The organism is Novosphingopyxis sp. YJ-S2-01, assembly GCF_016093175.1.
Lineage (GTDB): Bacteria > Pseudomonadota > Alphaproteobacteria > Sphingomonadales > Sphingomonadaceae > Novosphingopyxis > Novosphingopyxis iocasae.
Window position 1 is genome coordinate 200,497 of sequence record NZ_JAEDAI010000001.1, and the last position, 14,356, is coordinate 214,852.

12 protein-coding genes are annotated in these 14,356 nt (G+C 66.4%); 2 read left to right on the forward strand and 10 right to left on the reverse strand.

Annotated elements, in window-relative coordinates:
* Window positions 1–183: 183 nt before the first annotated feature.
* Both I6A82_RS00875 and I6A82_RS00880 read left to right on the forward strand, forming a co-directional pair.
* Window positions 184–1,401, forward strand: coding sequence for a toxic anion resistance protein (locus I6A82_RS00875; RefSeq protein ID WP_198093345.1), 1,218 nt, complete (start codon window positions 184–186; stop codon window positions 1,399–1,401).
* Between the two features lie 13 nt (window positions 1,402–1,414).
* On the forward strand, window positions 1,415–2,134 hold the full coding sequence (locus I6A82_RS00880; RefSeq protein ID WP_198093346.1) for a hypothetical protein: 720 nt from the start codon (window positions 1,415–1,417) through the stop codon (window positions 2,132–2,134).
* Between the two features lie 171 nt (window positions 2,135–2,305).
* Here the strand turns inward: I6A82_RS00880 and I6A82_RS00885 are convergent, their stop codons facing one another.
* The 10 genes from I6A82_RS00885 to I6A82_RS14660 form a co-directional block, all read right to left on the reverse strand.
* Entirely contained in the window at window positions 2,306–3,142 is an 837-nt protein-coding gene (locus I6A82_RS00885) for a cupin-like domain-containing protein (protein ID WP_198093347.1), read from the reverse strand.
* Complete coding sequence (locus I6A82_RS00890) at window positions 3,139–4,314, reverse strand: GNAT family N-acetyltransferase (protein ID WP_198093348.1); 1,176 nt, start codon at window positions 4,312–4,314, stop codon at window positions 3,139–3,141. The genes I6A82_RS00885 and I6A82_RS00890 overlap by 4 nt, the downstream gene beginning before the upstream one ends.
* Complete coding sequence (locus tag I6A82_RS00895; RefSeq protein ID WP_198093349.1) at window positions 4,314–5,534, reverse strand: glycosyltransferase family 4 protein; 1,221 nt, start codon at window positions 5,532–5,534, stop codon at window positions 4,314–4,316. Before I6A82_RS00895 ends, I6A82_RS00890 begins: the two co-directional genes overlap by 1 nt.
* Window positions 5,531–6,871: an O-antigen ligase family protein gene (locus I6A82_RS00900; RefSeq protein WP_198093350.1), complete on the reverse strand. Its 1,341-nt coding sequence runs from the start codon at window positions 6,869–6,871 to the stop codon at window positions 5,531–5,533. Before I6A82_RS00900 ends, I6A82_RS00895 begins: the two co-directional genes overlap by 4 nt.
* The gene (locus I6A82_RS00905; RefSeq protein WP_198093351.1) at window positions 6,849–9,047 is read right to left on the reverse strand and encodes a hypothetical protein; all 2,199 of its coding nucleotides are present in this window, start codon (window positions 9,045–9,047) and stop codon (window positions 6,849–6,851) included. Before I6A82_RS00905 ends, I6A82_RS00900 begins: the two co-directional genes overlap by 23 nt.
* A complete protein-coding gene (locus tag I6A82_RS00910; RefSeq protein ID WP_198093352.1) occupies window positions 9,044–9,823 on the reverse strand; it encodes a polysaccharide biosynthesis/export family protein in 780 nt (259 codons plus the stop codon). Before I6A82_RS00910 ends, I6A82_RS00905 begins: the two co-directional genes overlap by 4 nt.
* A gap of 86 nt (window positions 9,824–9,909) precedes the next feature.
* A complete protein-coding gene (locus I6A82_RS00915) occupies window positions 9,910–10,992 on the reverse strand; it encodes a glycosyltransferase (RefSeq protein WP_198093353.1) in 1,083 nt (360 codons plus the stop codon).
* The gene (locus tag I6A82_RS00920; RefSeq protein ID WP_198093354.1) at window positions 10,989–12,539 is read right to left on the reverse strand and encodes a lipid II flippase MurJ; all 1,551 of its coding nucleotides are present in this window, start codon (window positions 12,537–12,539) and stop codon (window positions 10,989–10,991) included. The genes I6A82_RS00915 and I6A82_RS00920 overlap by 4 nt, the downstream gene beginning before the upstream one ends.
* A gap of 47 nt (window positions 12,540–12,586) precedes the next feature.
* Entirely contained in the window at window positions 12,587–13,288 is a 702-nt protein-coding gene (locus tag I6A82_RS00925; RefSeq protein WP_198093355.1) for a GNAT family N-acetyltransferase, read from the reverse strand.
* Complete coding sequence (locus I6A82_RS14660; protein ID WP_198093356.1) at window positions 13,285–14,328, reverse strand: lipid II:glycine glycyltransferase FemX; 1,044 nt, start codon at window positions 14,326–14,328, stop codon at window positions 13,285–13,287. The genes I6A82_RS00925 and I6A82_RS14660 overlap by 4 nt, the downstream gene beginning before the upstream one ends.
* Between the last annotated feature and the right edge of the window lie 28 nt (window positions 14,329–14,356).

Sequence of the window (14,356 nt, forward strand, 5' to 3'; positions counted from 1 at the left end):
CAGCGCTGCATGCGCCCTGGATTGCCGCGTCGCCTTCGGCTCCTCGCAATGACGTCAGGCTTTCATGGAACAGGTAACCCCGAGGATTGCACTGTTCTGCCAATACAATACAGTGTAAGACGAACGGGCTTGATGACCGGCCCCGCGCCGTCCATCTTTCCCGCCAAAGGAGCAGACACGACCATGGCCGAAGCCACGCAAACCGCCACCGACAGCAAGCTGGAACTGACCCCGCCCGATCCGGTGCCAACCGTCAGTGCGGAGCGGGCCGCGGGGCTCGTGCCGGTGAGCGAGGAGAAGAAATCCAAGCTCGATGAAAAGGTGGACCAGTTCCTCGCCGATCTTGTCGCGCAGGACGTGAACTCGCCCGAATTCGGCAAGCGGGTCGATCAGATCACCAATATGGGCCGCAAGGAATTGCAGGCCGCCGCCGGCCAGTCCAACCGCTTCCTGGACCGCCCCGTGCGCGCGATGGACGAAACCAGCGGCGTCGGCGCGGATCTTGCCGAATTGCGTCGCACGGTGGAGGATCTCGATCCCTCCAAACGCGGCAAGCTGCTGCAGAAGAAGAAGCTGTTCGGCGTCATCCCCTTCGGCAACAAGCTGCGCGACTATTTCGACGGCTATAAGAGCGCGCAGGGGCACATCTCCTCGATCCTCGACCGGCTGAAGAACGGCAAGGACGAGTTATTGATGGACAATGCCGCGATCGATGTGGAGCGCACCAAGCTGTGGGAGGCGATGGGCAATCTGGAACAGATGATCCACATCTCCAAGACCATGGACGCGCGGCTGGAGGAAAAGGCGGACGAGCTGGATCATAGCGATCCGGCCAAGGCCAAGGCGATCCGCGAGACGGCGCTATTCTATGTGCGCCAACGCACGCAGGATCTGCTGACGCAAATGGCGGTGACGGTGCAGGGCTATCTCGCGCTCGATCTGGTCAAGAAGAACAATGTCGAACTGGTGAAGGGCGTGGACCGCGCCAGCACCACCACCGTCGGCGCGCTGCGCACCGCCGTTACGGTGGCGCAGGCGATGACCAACCAGAAGCTGGTGCTCGACCAGATCACCGCGCTCAACACCACCACCGCGAACATCATCGAAGGCACCGGCAAGATGATGCGCGAGAACACCGCGCTGATCCACGAGCAGGCGGCGGGCAGCACCATTCCGCTCGAAACGCTCAGCAAAGCGTTCCAGGATATCTACGACACGATGGACACGATCGATCAGTTCAAGCTGCAGGCGCTCGGCTCCATGAAGCAGACGGTCGATGCGCTGGAGGGCGAGGTCGAGAAGTCCAAGGGCTATATCGCCCGCGCCGAGGGGCAGGCCGCCGCGCTGAAGGACGCGCGCGGGGCCGAGCCGGAGCTGCTGAGCGCGCTGGGCGCGGAGTGAAGGGCTGAAGCCGATGGTCACCGCCTCCGATCATGACGCCGTGATGCGCAGCGCCGCCCGCGTGATCCCCGATCAGCGGGCGCGGCGCGAGGGTTCGATCGGCCAGCGCTCCAAGGAGCTGAAGCGCAAGAAGGCGCTGCAGAAGCTCGCCATCGGTGCGGGCGGCGCGGGCGCGGTGGTGATTGCCGCGATGATCGCGGGGCTGATCCTGAACGGCATCGGCTTTACCGGCGTGATGATTGCCATCGGCCTGATCCTGCTCGCCTTCGTGATCGCCGCGATGCTGCCGGGCCTGCCCGAACCGACGCCGGAGACGATCCAGAAGGCTGACCTCAAAACGCTGGCCGGCAAGACCGAAATCTGGCTGGAGCGCCAGCGCCCCGCCCTCCCCGCGCCCGCCGTCACGCTGATCGACGGCATCGGCACGCGGCTGGACCAGCTCTCCCCGCAGCTCGCGACGCTGGGCGAGAACGATCCGGCGGCGCAGGAGGTGCGCAAGCTGGTGGGCGAATATCTGCCGGATATGATCAACGGCTATAAATCGATCCCCGAACCGCTGCGGCGCAAGGACAATGGCGGCTCGACGCCCGAGGAACAGCTGATCGGGGGCCTGCGCACCATCGACCGCGAGATCGAGACGATGACCGGCCAGATCGCGCGCGGCGAGCTCGACAAGCTGGCCACGCGCGGGCGGTTTCTGGAGCTGAAATATGACGGGGCGGGCGAGGAGTAAGCGGCTCCCGCGCTTCAGCCTGACGTCATTGCGAGGAGCCGAAGGCGACGCGGCAATCCAGTGCCCCGCAGCGCTGCAACGGCCCTGGATTGCTTCGCTACGCTCGCAATGACGTGGTTCTATTAGCGAACCATCGGTCACGAACGCCGCTGTAATTGGGAAGCGCGGGAGCTACATCCCCAGCCGCCGCGCCACGCCCCAGGCCAGTGCCTTGCCGCGGTTGCTCGCGGGGAAGCGGCCCGGGGGTTTGGGGCGCATCCCCAGCTTGCGCAGCGTCCCGTTGAAAGCATGCGCGTTCGCCTCCGCCACGCTCCAGGCGGAACGCCAGGTGATCGACAGCGAAATGCTGGGCTCCGGCCCGTTGCGCACATAATGCGGCGCCATGACGGGGACGTAGATCGCCTGCCCCGGCTCCAGTGTCACGTCCATGCCGCCGTCCGAAAAACCGTCCTGCCAGACGAGGTTGCGGTTGCCGCCGCGATGATAGCTTTCATGCGCCTCCTGCGGCGCGAACCGCGGATCGCCGGGCGGATAGACGCGCATCGTCTTGGTACCGCGCAATTGCAGCAGAATGTTGTGTTCGGGATCGAAATGATAGGGCGTCATCGAGCGCGGCGAAGAAATGAAGATATAGGCCTGCAGCTTCTTCATCGCGCCGGTCTTGGGCACGATATCGCCCTCCAGCTCCCCCAGCAGATCGTGCAGCAGCCGGGCATAGGCCGGATCGCTCTCCACATTTTTCAGGACCGCCCAGCTGTTCGCACCGTCGATGTTGCGGATCGTATCGCCGATGCTGAGGCCGTTGGCGGGCACGTCCTCCGCCGCGATGCCGACGGGCAGATCGCCCAGATTATATTCGACGCGCGCCGGATCCAGCCGCTCGGACAGATCGGCCAGCGCAGGCAGCGTCAGCAGATCGTGATCGTGCAGGCCGTGATGCAGCCGCCCGGGCACCTCCGGATAGAGCGCGGAAAATTCGGTGCGCGCGGCCTCGCTGAAAATCGTCATCTGCTGCTCCCCTTCTTGCTGCGCATTTGCTTCAGGCGTTGCTGCCATGTCTCCGCCGTGCGCACAGCGCTGAAATACAGCCGCCGCCCGCGCCAGCAAAGCGCGATGGAAACGCCGCCGATCGGCCGCCGCTCGCGCCAGATATGATCGATCATCGGATGGTCCTGCGCCGCGCAGCTGTCGATCCAGGCCAGCGTGGGATCGCCCAGATTCTGCAGATTCATCAGCTGCAACTGCACACCCGGCGAATAGCGTGCTAGCGCCTCGTCGAACGCGGTCTTGAAGGAAAACGCCCCCTCGCCCGATCGCAGCGTGACCAGCATCGCGATGGGCCGGCCGTCGAGCCGCAGGCCCTGCCGCAACAGCTGGCCGCGCGCCGCCGCGCCCGTCATCGCCTCACGAAAGAAGGCGGCCGATCCGGATGCGGAGCCCAGCGCGGTGCCCGCCCCGCCCTTCCAGCCCGCCGCCTCCAGCGCGAGAAATTCCTCGATCCAGCGCTCCAGCCCTTCCTCATCGCTCCAGCGATGTTCGGTGAGCGTGCCCAGCTCCTCCAGCCGCGCGCGCTGACGGCGCAGCTCCTTGCGCTTCTTGGACCGCACGGCGTTCCTGTAATAGCTGTCCGCATCGCGGCCCTCGGCCAGGATGAAGGCGCGTGGGCGCACCTGCACCACATCGTGCCGCCGCCCCGTGGCATAGCCCGCCTTGCGCAGCCCCTTGGCCAGCGGACCGTCGAGCGGCAGGCCCTGGATATGCAGAAATCCGCCCCAGAAGCGTCTCTGCACCGCCTCGATCAGCGCAGCCCAGAAAGCCTGCTCCGCCCCCGGCGCCACCAGCGGGCTGCCCAGAAAAGCGTTGGCATATTTCCAATTGGCCACATGCAGGAAGGGCCAGCGGCGATAGCGCCAGCTTCGCGAAACCGGCATCATCCCGATCAGCGCCGACTTGTCCGGGGCCCCTTCCCACAACAGGAACAGCGTCAGATCGTCATCGCCGCGGCAATGGCGGATGGCGGGCATCAACAGCGCGGGTTCGTAGAAGATATTGGGCTCGCTCGCGCTGTCGGCCAGTGCCTGCCAGCGCCCCAGCAGCGCATCGTCGATCGCCTCGGGCGCACGCCAATCGGCTTGCGCATCGGCGAAGCGATCGGGTGACGAGCGGCGGCGGCGGGTCATTAGCGGCGATTCCGCTGCGCGAACAAGGCGAGCTGGCGCGCCGCATTGCAGGCAAGATCGAACTCGGCGACCACCTTGGCGCGCCCGCGCTCAGCCATTTCGGCGGCCTCTGCCGGGTCGCGCACCAGCCGCAGGATTGCCGCGCCGAGCGCTCTTGCGTCCTTTTGCGGCACCAGCAGGCCGTGCTCGCCATCGGTAATCAGCTCCGGGATGCCTGAGATGGCGGTGGCAATGGCGGGGCGGCGATAGGCCAGCGCTTCGATCATGACATTGGGGATGCCCTCCATCCGCCCGTCCGGGCCGATGATGCTGGGGCACAGACAGATCTGCGCCTGCGCATAGGCCTCCGCGACCGCCGTGAAATCCTGCCGCCCGCGAAAATCCATGCGCTCCGCGATCCCCGCTTCGCGCGCGCGGCGCTGCAAGGCGTCCGCGCTCGTCCCGGTACCGATCAGTACGCAGTTCCAGTCGCCAAGCTCGGCATCGATTCCGGCGAGCGCATCGATCAGATATTCCACCCCCTTTTTGGGCTCGAGTGCGCCGACATAGAGAAGGCGCGGCGCGGCGGGGTCGATCGGCACCGGCGCGGCCGTGATGGCGCCGGTATCGATGCTGCTGTGGATCACCTCGATATCCAGCGCGCGGCCATTGGGCAGCTTCTCGCGCAGAAATTCCCGTCCGAAATCGCTCACCGTGCGCACGCCGCTTGCCTCGCCCAGCTTTTCGGGCAGCAGCTTTTGGGTACGGAAGATGTCGTGCGCCCGGCAGCTCACCGAATAATCCGGGCCGCCGAAGCGCCGGCCGATCCAGGCGGCGGTGGCTGGGTGCCCGGCGAACTCGGCATGGACATGGGTCGCACCCCATTTCCGCGCATCCGCCGCAATAGCGAGCGCCTTGGGCAGCAACGCCAGCGATTTGGCGAGGATCTTCGGGTGCCGCTTATAGGCGCGCACGATCTGGCCGACTGTCTTCGCAAGCCGCCACGGATGCCGCACCAACGCCGCGGCGAGTGCGCCCAGCGCCTTGCCGCCCGCCATCGCGATGTCCTGCCGCGCCGCCATCAACGGCTCGGCAAAGCTGTGGAGCTGCTGATCGGCACGGAACGGCGCAACATGGTAGAGCCGCAGATCGGCCCCCTGCCGCCGGAATTCCATCAGATCGCGATAGATGAAGGTCTCGGTCGCCTTCGGGAATTCGGTGACGATGATGGCGAGTTTCATGGCCCTTCCCCCGCGCAGCGCGCCTCGAAGCGCTGCATCGCGCCGCAGGCCATGGCAAGCCCGATCATCAGCCAGAGATAGCGAAAATCCTTGTGCGGCATGAAGAAGCTGGCGGCGTAGAGCGCCACCAATGCGGCCATGATCGCGTGCGCCATGCGCGCCAGCAGCGGATCGACCGCCCTTCGCGCCGCCCGCGCCGCCGCGAAAAAGGCTGTGCCCAGCACGCTCATGAACAGCGCAAAGCCGACAAGGCCATATTCCACCGCCGCATCCAGATAGGTGTTGTGCAATTCGCGCGGGTTCAGCGTGCGGCCCGGCAGGAAGCGATATTCGGCCTCCACATAATGGGAAGGGAAGTTGCCCGGTCCCACGCCCCAGATGGGCGATTGCTGGAGCAGATCCCAGCCGATGCGCAGATAGGTGATGCGGCGATAGAGCGATCGATCCTCGGCAAAGTTCGCCACCGCCTGAAAGCGCGCGAGCGTGGTGGCGGGCAGGAACAGGAGGCTGGTGGCGGCCAGCGCGATGCCGCCGAGCAGGATCAGCGGGAACCAGCGGCTGCGATAGAAGCGGAACAGAATGATGATGCCGCCGATGCCGAGGCCGATAACCGCGCTGCGCGCCGAGGTCATCACGATCGCCGCGGTGCCCAGCAGGATCAGCGCGATCATCGGCAGGCGAAAGCGCTTGTACCCGCTCGCCAGCAGTCCGGCGGCCAGCAGCACCGCCACCATCAGCATCTGCGCCACGCTGGTAGGGTTGAGGTCCGATCCGCCGGCGGAGCGGATCTTGCCCTCGAAATCCGCCTCCACCGCGGCGGCGGAGGTGGAGAACAGCCGAGCGCCCGTCTTCGTTTCGTAGATGATGATGAGCGCGGTGACGATCCCGGCCCCCATGATACCCCACAAGACCGGCTGCAGCTGGGTGGGATCGCGCAGGAACATGCCGATCAGAAAAGGCAGCAGCATCACCGCGACGGCACGGATCGCATAGGCGAAGGCCAGATCGTGATGTTCGGCGAACACGAAGCTCACGCCGATCCAGCAGATGAGCAGCGCGATCAGCTTTCCGCCCAGCGGATCGATCATCGCGGGCCGCCGCCCCGCCGGCAGCGCGATCAGCAGCGCACTCAGCCCGACGAGCAGGGCCAGCAGCAGCTCGAACGGGGAGAGCGGCAGGAAGCCGGCATATTTCTTCGCGACCGCATCGAGCTGCCCGAACACCGCCACCAAAGCGAGCGCCAGTGTGCCGAGCGCCAGGATGCCGCGATCGTCCACCCTTGGGCGGGCGGACGGCGTGTGCGAGCCGTGAACGTCAGTTGTCGAAAAAGGCGACATGCGGACGCTGGCCGGTGAGGGTTTCCAGGCTTCGCGCCAGCGCCTCCGCCTCGTCGCGCATCTCGGTGCGGGTGGCGAGCACGATGTTGCCGGCCCTTGCCACCAGCGCGTTGAAGCGGCCCGGCTCGGTCAGCGCGCCGCGCACGATCAGGCTGACGCGCCGCGCAGTGAGGCCGCTTTCGCCCGCCCGGTTGTCGTTAACGCCTGCCAGTATCTGCGTGTCGATACCGCGCCGCGCCAGCATATCGCCGATCGCCTGCGCCATGGTGCGCGCGTCCTCCGGATCGTCGAGCCCGGCGACGGAGATCGGCATGCCGTTGGCGATGGCCGGGCTGAGCCACTGCATCAGCATGTCGGACAGTTCGGCCAGCTGGTCCGGCCCGTAATGCGGCGGTTCTTCCGGGCGCGGCAGCTGGCGGTGATCGTAATGCGGCGAGGCAAGGTCGCGCGGACCGGACTTGGCGGGCGCGCTTTTGTGCGGTTTCGGCTCCGGCTCCGGATCCGGATCCGCGGACGGCGGCGCGGCGGGGCGGGGCCGCGCGGGCGCAGCGGCGCTCGCGGCGAGCAGCCCGCCGCCCCCGGCAACCGCCAGGCCGCCGAGCGTGCTTTCCGAAAAATCATTGTCCTGCGCCGTGGCCACCGGCGCCGCGACCGGGGCGCTCGAAACATGGTCGGGCTCATCGGTCAGGCGCGGCGCGGCGAACGGCGTGGCCTGTTCGGCGACCGCGGGTTCCGGTTCCTCGGCAGGCGCATCGGGCTTGACCGGAACGTCATAGGCTTCGGGTTTGTCGTGCGGCTCTTCCTCGGGCGTCGTCTCGGCCTCGTCCGGCTCGCCGACCGGATCGGCTGCGGCGACGAAGGCGGGCGTCGCCGGAGCGGCAGCAAGTGCGTCTTCATCGCCCAAATCGGTCTCCACCGTGCGCACCCGCTTCCGCTTCGGCCCGAGCAGCAGCAGCGCCATGCCCGCCAGCGCGCAGCCCAGAATGAAGCCCAGGATGGTGTTCAGCAGCACCTTGGGCGAACTGCGCACGGCCGGCGGTTCGGCACGGTCGACGATGCGGATGCGCGGAATATTGGTGAGGTTCTCGGTCTCGCTGAACTGCGTGCGGCGCGTCAGTTCGGCCACTTCGTCGGTGAGCGCCGAGATCTGATCGTCGATGTTCTTGATCCGCAGTTCCTGGCGCGACAGCCGTTCGAGCTGTGCCTGGATCGAATTCACCCGCCGCTCGCGCGCGGCGCTGGACTGGCGCGCGGCGGCAGCCTGCGGCTTCTGCAAGGCCAGCTGCTGTTCGATCTCGTTCTGCGTGGTGCCGAGCTTGCCGGTCCGCTGGGCCTGCAGCGCATCGACACGCGCCTGCGCGGCGGAGGCATCGGATCGATCGGTGGTAAGCGCAGCCTGTTCGGCCAGTTGCGCATCGAGCAGCGCCTGCTTCTGCCGGTCGATATCGACCACGCCGAGGCCGATCTTCAGCTCGCGCGATTGATTTTTGAGATCGGAAAGCTGCTGCATCTTCCGATCCAGCTCCGCCTGCAGGACGTCAGACAGTTGCTGTCCGGACTGGCGCGACAGGCTCTGCGCACGGGCCACCACCGCATCGGCCAGCGCATTGGCGAACCAGGCGGCGGAACGCGGATCGTCCCAGCCCACCGTCAACTGCATCATATAGGTGCCGTCCAGCGATTCGATCACCGTCGCTTCGCCCAGCTCCGCCACCATCTTTGCGCGCGGCGGCAGTTCGGGCGCGCTGCCATAGTTCAGGATCGACAGGATGCGGCCGGGCGAGAATCCGGGCGGCCCCTGCTGACTGGCGAGCCATGCCCTCTCGCTCATTCCCGCCGCCTTGGCGCGCATGGCGATATATTCGTTCACCACCTGAATGCGCGTTTCGCGGGCGCGCGCATATTCGGCATAGGTCTGCAGAAGGATCAGCCCGCCCTCGGTGGTCTGCCCCCGCGCGAATTGATTGGCATAGCCCAGCTCCTCCGATGTCGGCACGACATTGAGGCTGGTGCTTGCCTCATACACCGGATCATCGGCGAGCACGAACACGCTGAACGCCCAGGCGCCAACGGTGCAGACCAGGATAAGGGACAGCAGAAGCGGCCAGCGCGACACGGCGGCGCGGCCATAATAGAGGAAGATGTTCTCTTCCGGCGGGACGACGGTGCTGCTCATTGAAGGAAACTGAACCGGGGCGCGATGGTGATGCCGTTCAGGCCGATGATGTTGCGGATCGTCTCCGCCTTATCGGCGGTGCGCGCCAGCCGGTTGGAGGGCACGATGACGATGCTATAAGGTGCCAGATAACCGATAGACCCGGGCGCGCCGTCCAGGATCGCCTGCAGGTTGACGAGCCGCGCGTCGACGCGGTCTCCATTGGGCGTCAGCACGACGACCTGGCTGAGATCGGCGCGCTGATTCGGCCCGCCCGAGCGTGCGAGGCCTTCCAGCATGGTCACGCCGTCGCGGTATGCGAAGGCGCCAGGGTTGGTGACTTCGCCCATCACGAAGATCTGCGGCAATGGCGGCGGATTGGCATATTCGACCACCGAGACCGAGACGACGGGCTTCTCCAGCTTGGGCTGGTAGAGTTTTTCGAGGCGCGCCTGCAGTTCGCCGACGGACACGCCGCGCGTCTGGACCGGGTCGAGCAGCGGCGGGGTGAGAAAGCCCGATAGCTGCACACGCTGATCGGTGTTCAGGACGGGGAAATAGGGGAAAGTCAGACGCACCACATCATTGGGCGAGAAATCGCCGCGGCTGGCATAATAGGTCTCCAGCATGGCGTTGGCCTGGCGCGCGACATCGCGCGTGCCGGGATCGACCGCGATGCTGGCGGGCACATCATATTGCAGCTGCGGCGCGCAGGAGGCGAGCGCGCTCGTCGCCAGCAGGCCGGCCATCAGCCGCCGCACGGGCATGTGCCTCACTTCATTCGTCATCGCGCGCATTCGATTCGCCTTTCAGCGGGTCGTAGCGATGAAAAAGCCACGACCGGCACGTTGCGCCTGCCATGATATGTTGAACATTGGTTTAATCATAACCGCGCGAAAGAGTCTGCGAGCGCTTTGGCGGAGGCAGCAATGTCGTACCGCGCGGCCGTTTCCTGCGCCGCGGCCGCGCGGGCTGCCGCTGCATCCGGCGCGGCGGCAATGGCGATGATGGCGGCGGCGAGCGCGGCGGCATCGTCCACCGGCACGAGGCACCCGGTGCGCCCGTCCTCGATCAGCCCGCGCGGCCCGTCGCTGGCCGCGGCGAGAACCGGCGTGCCCGCCGCCATCGCTTCCACCAGCACATTGCCGAACCCCTCCCGGCGCGAGGCCAGCACGAACAGATCGGCTTCGGCGAGACGCTGCGAAAGATCGGCGGCGTGGCCGGCGAGGAGCACCTGATGGCTGAGCCCGAGCGATGCGGTCCGGGCGCGCAGCGGCGCTTCCTCCGGGCCTTCGCCATGAATGATGAGCAAAAAGGCGAGCCCGCGATCGCGCAGCAGCGCGCAGGCATCGATCAGGATATCGAACGCCTTTGCAGGGACCAGGCGTCCCGCCGAAACGAGGCGCAGCGGCGCGTCTGCCGTGCGTTCGCGCGGACGACAAAAGTCGATGCGGTCGACCACGGGATTGGGGATCACCGTGGCGGGCGGCAGTTTCGGCACGATATCGGACAGCTCCGCGCCGATCGCCTCGGTCGGCACGAACAGGGCGTCGGCGCGCGGCAGCAGGCGGCGCATCACGGCGCGGCGCACAAACGGCCATTTCGCCTGCGCCAGATAAGCGCGCGGACTTGTATGCTCGCTGATGACGACCTTTGTTCTCGTGCCGCGCGCGGCTGCACAGAGCGCCAGGTTCATCGCGCTGGTCGCGCTATAGGCAATCTCGACGCCGTGGCCGCGCAGCATCGTGCGGATGCGACCCGGCAGACGCGCCGCGCGTGCGCCGCCAAGATCGATCACCGGCACATCGTCCGGCACCTCCTCCAGAAACGCTCCCTCGGCGCGCTTCAGCATCAGCATCGGCGCAAAACGGCTTCGGTCCAGCGCTTTGCACCAGTTCAGCACTGCCCGCTCTGCCCCGCCGGGGCGCATGTGCGGCAGCAGGAAAGCGACCCGCCGCGCGTTCATGCGAAGCCGATCCGCTTCAAGAGCGGCCGCGCGGCAACCACCAGCGTCATCATCTCCTGCTGGCGGATTGCGAGCGCGGATAGCGCATAGGCCAGGATCACCGCGCCGCCGATCACGATACCGTCCGCGATCCAGAGGAAAACGCCCTGCGGCGTCGGGAAAATTTGCGCCGCGCCCCAGCCTGCCAGCGCCGCCACGCCCGCGCAGGCCAGCGCGCCCAGGCTCTCACTCAGTGAGCGGCGCAGCCGGAAATCGGGGAAGCGATGCTTGCAGACGATAAGGCACAGGATGCTTGTGAAGATGGTCGCGGCGATCACCGCCAGGCTCAATCCGATCAGCCCATATTGCGGCACCACCGCCCAGACCGCCACGAAGCGCAGCGCCAGGCCAGAGGCGCAGAGAAACAGGATATGGACGAGCGGCGATCGGTGCGCATCGCTGAAGATCGCGTTGAGCGCGATATTGCCCGGCATCAGAAAGATCGCCGCGATCGAATAAGCAGAGGTCACGAGCGCGGTTTCCGCCTGCGCCGCCTCGTCGAACCCGCCATGGCCGAACAGCACCGCGACGACGGCAGGCGCAGCCATCGCCAGCGCGATCGAAAAGGGCAGTTGCAGGAACAAGGTACCGCGCAGCATCTTGCCGAGCGCGCCGGCCGCCGCCGCGCGATCCTCGCTCGCCATCATGCGCACGATCTTGGGGTAGAGCACGGTCGTCAGGCTTGCGGTGACCAGACCGGGGAGGAGGGAGACGAGGCGCGTGCCATATTCCATCGCCGCGACGGTGCCGGTGGGCAGCTGCGTGGCAAAGGCGAAGTCGATCATCACCGTCACCTGAAAGAAGGCGAACATGGCCAGCGCCGAACCGATACGGCCGCGCGGCGAGGCCTTGACGGGTGCAGGCTCATCAGGGGTTTCGAGGTTCGCCAGCCGCCGATGCATCACCAGCGCGCCGCCCGCCAATAGCGAGAGAGAGACCAGCCCCGCGCCCAGCATCGTCCAGCCCACCGCCAGAATGGCGAAGGGCGGCACGAGGAAAAAAAGAAAAAGGATCAGTAGCAACCGCTGAAACGCGCGGGCCGATTCGCCGAAGAAGAACACGCCGCGCGCCGCCAGATAAGTGAGCAGCAACGCGGAGAGCACCGCGATGGGCAGCAGCGGGATCAGGATGGCGAGAATGGTCGATCCGATCGCCAACCGCTCGCCCGAGAACCCCGGCGCGAACAAGCCGATAATGGGAGCCGGAAACAGGATCGCCACCAGCGGCACCAGCAGCATCGCGCCGATCACCCAGAGCACGGGGCGCGGCAGGGTACGCCAGCTGGGCCGCTGCCCGCGATCGATGCTGAGTGCGATGGATGGCATTGCGAGCTGCTGCACCAGCTGCTTGACCAGCTCCGTCATGCCTACCGTCGCCCGCCGCGCCATGAAGAACGCATCAAGCTGCGCGCCCGCGCCGAAGCGGTTGGCGAGCAGGATTGCGACCAGGAAGCTGAGCGCGGTGTCGAACCCGCGCACCAGGAAGATGCCGATGGTCGAACGCGCCATCGCCCTGCGACCGGATGGCGGGCGCGGCGCAGCTGTGACGGGTTCGCTCATCCGCGGCGGAGGCGGGGCCGGTTCCACGCCGGCGGAACGCGCGATCCGCGATAGCGCCGACGCGATTGCAGATTGAGGCCGAACAGCCGCGTCTCCACCATCAACTCGCCGGTTTCTTCGAAACCGATGCCAGCCTGTGCGCGGTAGCTCGTTTCATTACCGATATCGCAATAGTTGAAGACACGGATCACAGCGCGCGCGTTCATCTGGCGCAAACCGAATGCCGCCAGCAGCCGGGCCACGCTGCGGTCACGGTACCGATGGTCTACCATCATGCCGAAAGCATAGGCTTCGCCTTCGGGCACCGTAACGAACAGCCTGCTGTTTGGATCATGAAAATCTTCGGTAGAGGCCCAGATGCAGGCGATTGCCTGTCCATCCGTCAGCGCGAACATCCCAATCCGTCCGTCTTCCAGCAGGCCTGCGAAATCGGCACATCGATGAGCCAGCCATCCGCTGAGGGGAGGAACGGCATCACCGCGCGTCAGCTCGACCAGCTTCACGCCGTCCGGCACCGGCGTTGCGTCGGCAGGCGGCAGATCGTCGGTGCGGCGGGCCAGGATGAACGACAGCTCCTGCCGGAAAACATGGTCGCGAATTGCCTTGGCCGCCATACCGCGCAGACCCAGCTTGCGCAGATTGGCGGCCATATGCTGCAACCGGCCGCTCCGTTCAGGCAAGGCGTCGCTCTCGCTCATTTCAGGACCGAGCGGACGAGCTGGCGCGATGTAAAGAGCAGATTGTGTGCCACCGGCTTCAGCGCGATGCTGTGCATCGGCAGCATCACCCGCCGGTGCGGGCGGAACGCATTCTTGAACTGCATCCGGCCCTTTTCGCCCGGATCGGACGGCTCGTCGATCGGCACGCCGGCCAGATCATATCCAACGCATCCCGATGCCCGCGCACGCCGCATCGCTTCCCACAGGAGGAGGTAATTGCTGGGAATCTTCGGTTCGGCATCGGTGCTCGCCAGGGTCAGCCAGATCGCCTCGCCGCCCTGATGGACATAGGATGCCGCGCCCAGCAGCACGCCCTCGTGTTCCGCCAGCAGCATCGCGCCGCCCAGCTCCGCGATCAGCCCCGCTTGCGCCTTTGCATCCGGCGTCGACGACATTTCATAAGCCGGGCGATTTTCATCAAAGATATCGAGCGCGCGCTGGAAAGCGGCGATATCGGCCTCGCTTTCCACCGCACGCACCTGAACCCCGGCCTTGGTGGCCGTCTTCAGCTTGCGCCGTCCGCTCTGGCCGAAGCCTGCAAGAATGTCGTCCTCCGGCTTGTCCAGCCAGACGATGCCGGTCGCGACGTGGAGCGATTGCTGTGATGCGGGCAGCGGAGTGGCTCCGGCGGCGCGCATCGCCTCCGCCTTGGCTGGAAGATCGCGGCCACGCACGCGCGGTGCCAGCTGCCAGGTGGCGGCCCCCGCATCGCGCAGCACATCGCCGATCGCGCGAATCACCTCACCCAGATCGGCGGGATCGCGCACCAGTGGTCCGCGCGCCGAACTTGCCAGCCAGTAAGGGCCCGCCAGCTTGGAGCGGCGCACAACCGCGCTGCCGATGATGGCATCGTCGCGGCGGCAGATGACGGCCAGATATTGATGCCGCGGATGCGCGGGCACCGCTGCCAGCCAGCCGGGCGTCTGCTGATAGGACCAGAACGGGCAGCTATCCACGAAGGCGGCGAACGACTGGCGCGTCGCCCCATCAAACTCATCGATGATTTCAGCAACGGTCACCCGTTACTCCTTCGGTTGCTACGCACAT

Excerpts from the sequence above, each read along its gene's own strand:
- I6A82_RS00925 (WP_198093355.1), bottom strand. The coding sequence starts at position 13,288 with ATGAGCGAGAGCGACGCCTTGCCTGAACGGAGCGGCCGGTTGCAGCAT.
- I6A82_RS00920 (WP_198093354.1), bottom strand. The coding sequence starts at position 12,539 with ATGGCGCGTTCGACCATCGGCATCTTCCTGGTGCGCGGGTTCGACACC.
- I6A82_RS00900 (WP_198093350.1), bottom strand. The coding sequence starts at position 6,871 with ATGTCGCCTTTTTCGACAACTGACGTTCACGGCTCGCACACGCCGTCC.
- I6A82_RS00905 (WP_198093351.1), bottom strand. The coding sequence starts at position 9,047 with ATGAGCAGCACCGTCGTCCCGCCGGAAGAGAACATCTTCCTCTATTAT.
- I6A82_RS00910 (WP_198093352.1), bottom strand. The coding sequence starts at position 9,823 with ATGCGCGCGATGACGAATGAAGTGAGGCACATGCCCGTGCGGCGGCTG.
- I6A82_RS00880 (WP_198093346.1), top strand. The coding sequence starts at position 1,415 with ATGGTCACCGCCTCCGATCATGACGCCGTGATGCGCAGCGCCGCCCGC.
- I6A82_RS00895 (WP_198093349.1), bottom strand. The coding sequence starts at position 5,534 with ATGAAACTCGCCATCATCGTCACCGAATTCCCGAAGGCGACCGAGACC.
- I6A82_RS00875 (WP_198093345.1), top strand. The coding sequence starts at position 184 with ATGGCCGAAGCCACGCAAACCGCCACCGACAGCAAGCTGGAACTGACC.
- I6A82_RS00890 (WP_198093348.1), bottom strand. The coding sequence starts at position 4,314 with ATGACCCGCCGCCGCCGCTCGTCACCCGATCGCTTCGCCGATGCGCAA.
- I6A82_RS00915 (WP_198093353.1), bottom strand. The coding sequence starts at position 10,992 with ATGAACGCGCGGCGGGTCGCTTTCCTGCTGCCGCACATGCGCCCCGGC.
- I6A82_RS00885 (WP_198093347.1), bottom strand. The coding sequence starts at position 3,142 with ATGACGATTTTCAGCGAGGCCGCGCGCACCGAATTTTCCGCGCTCTAT.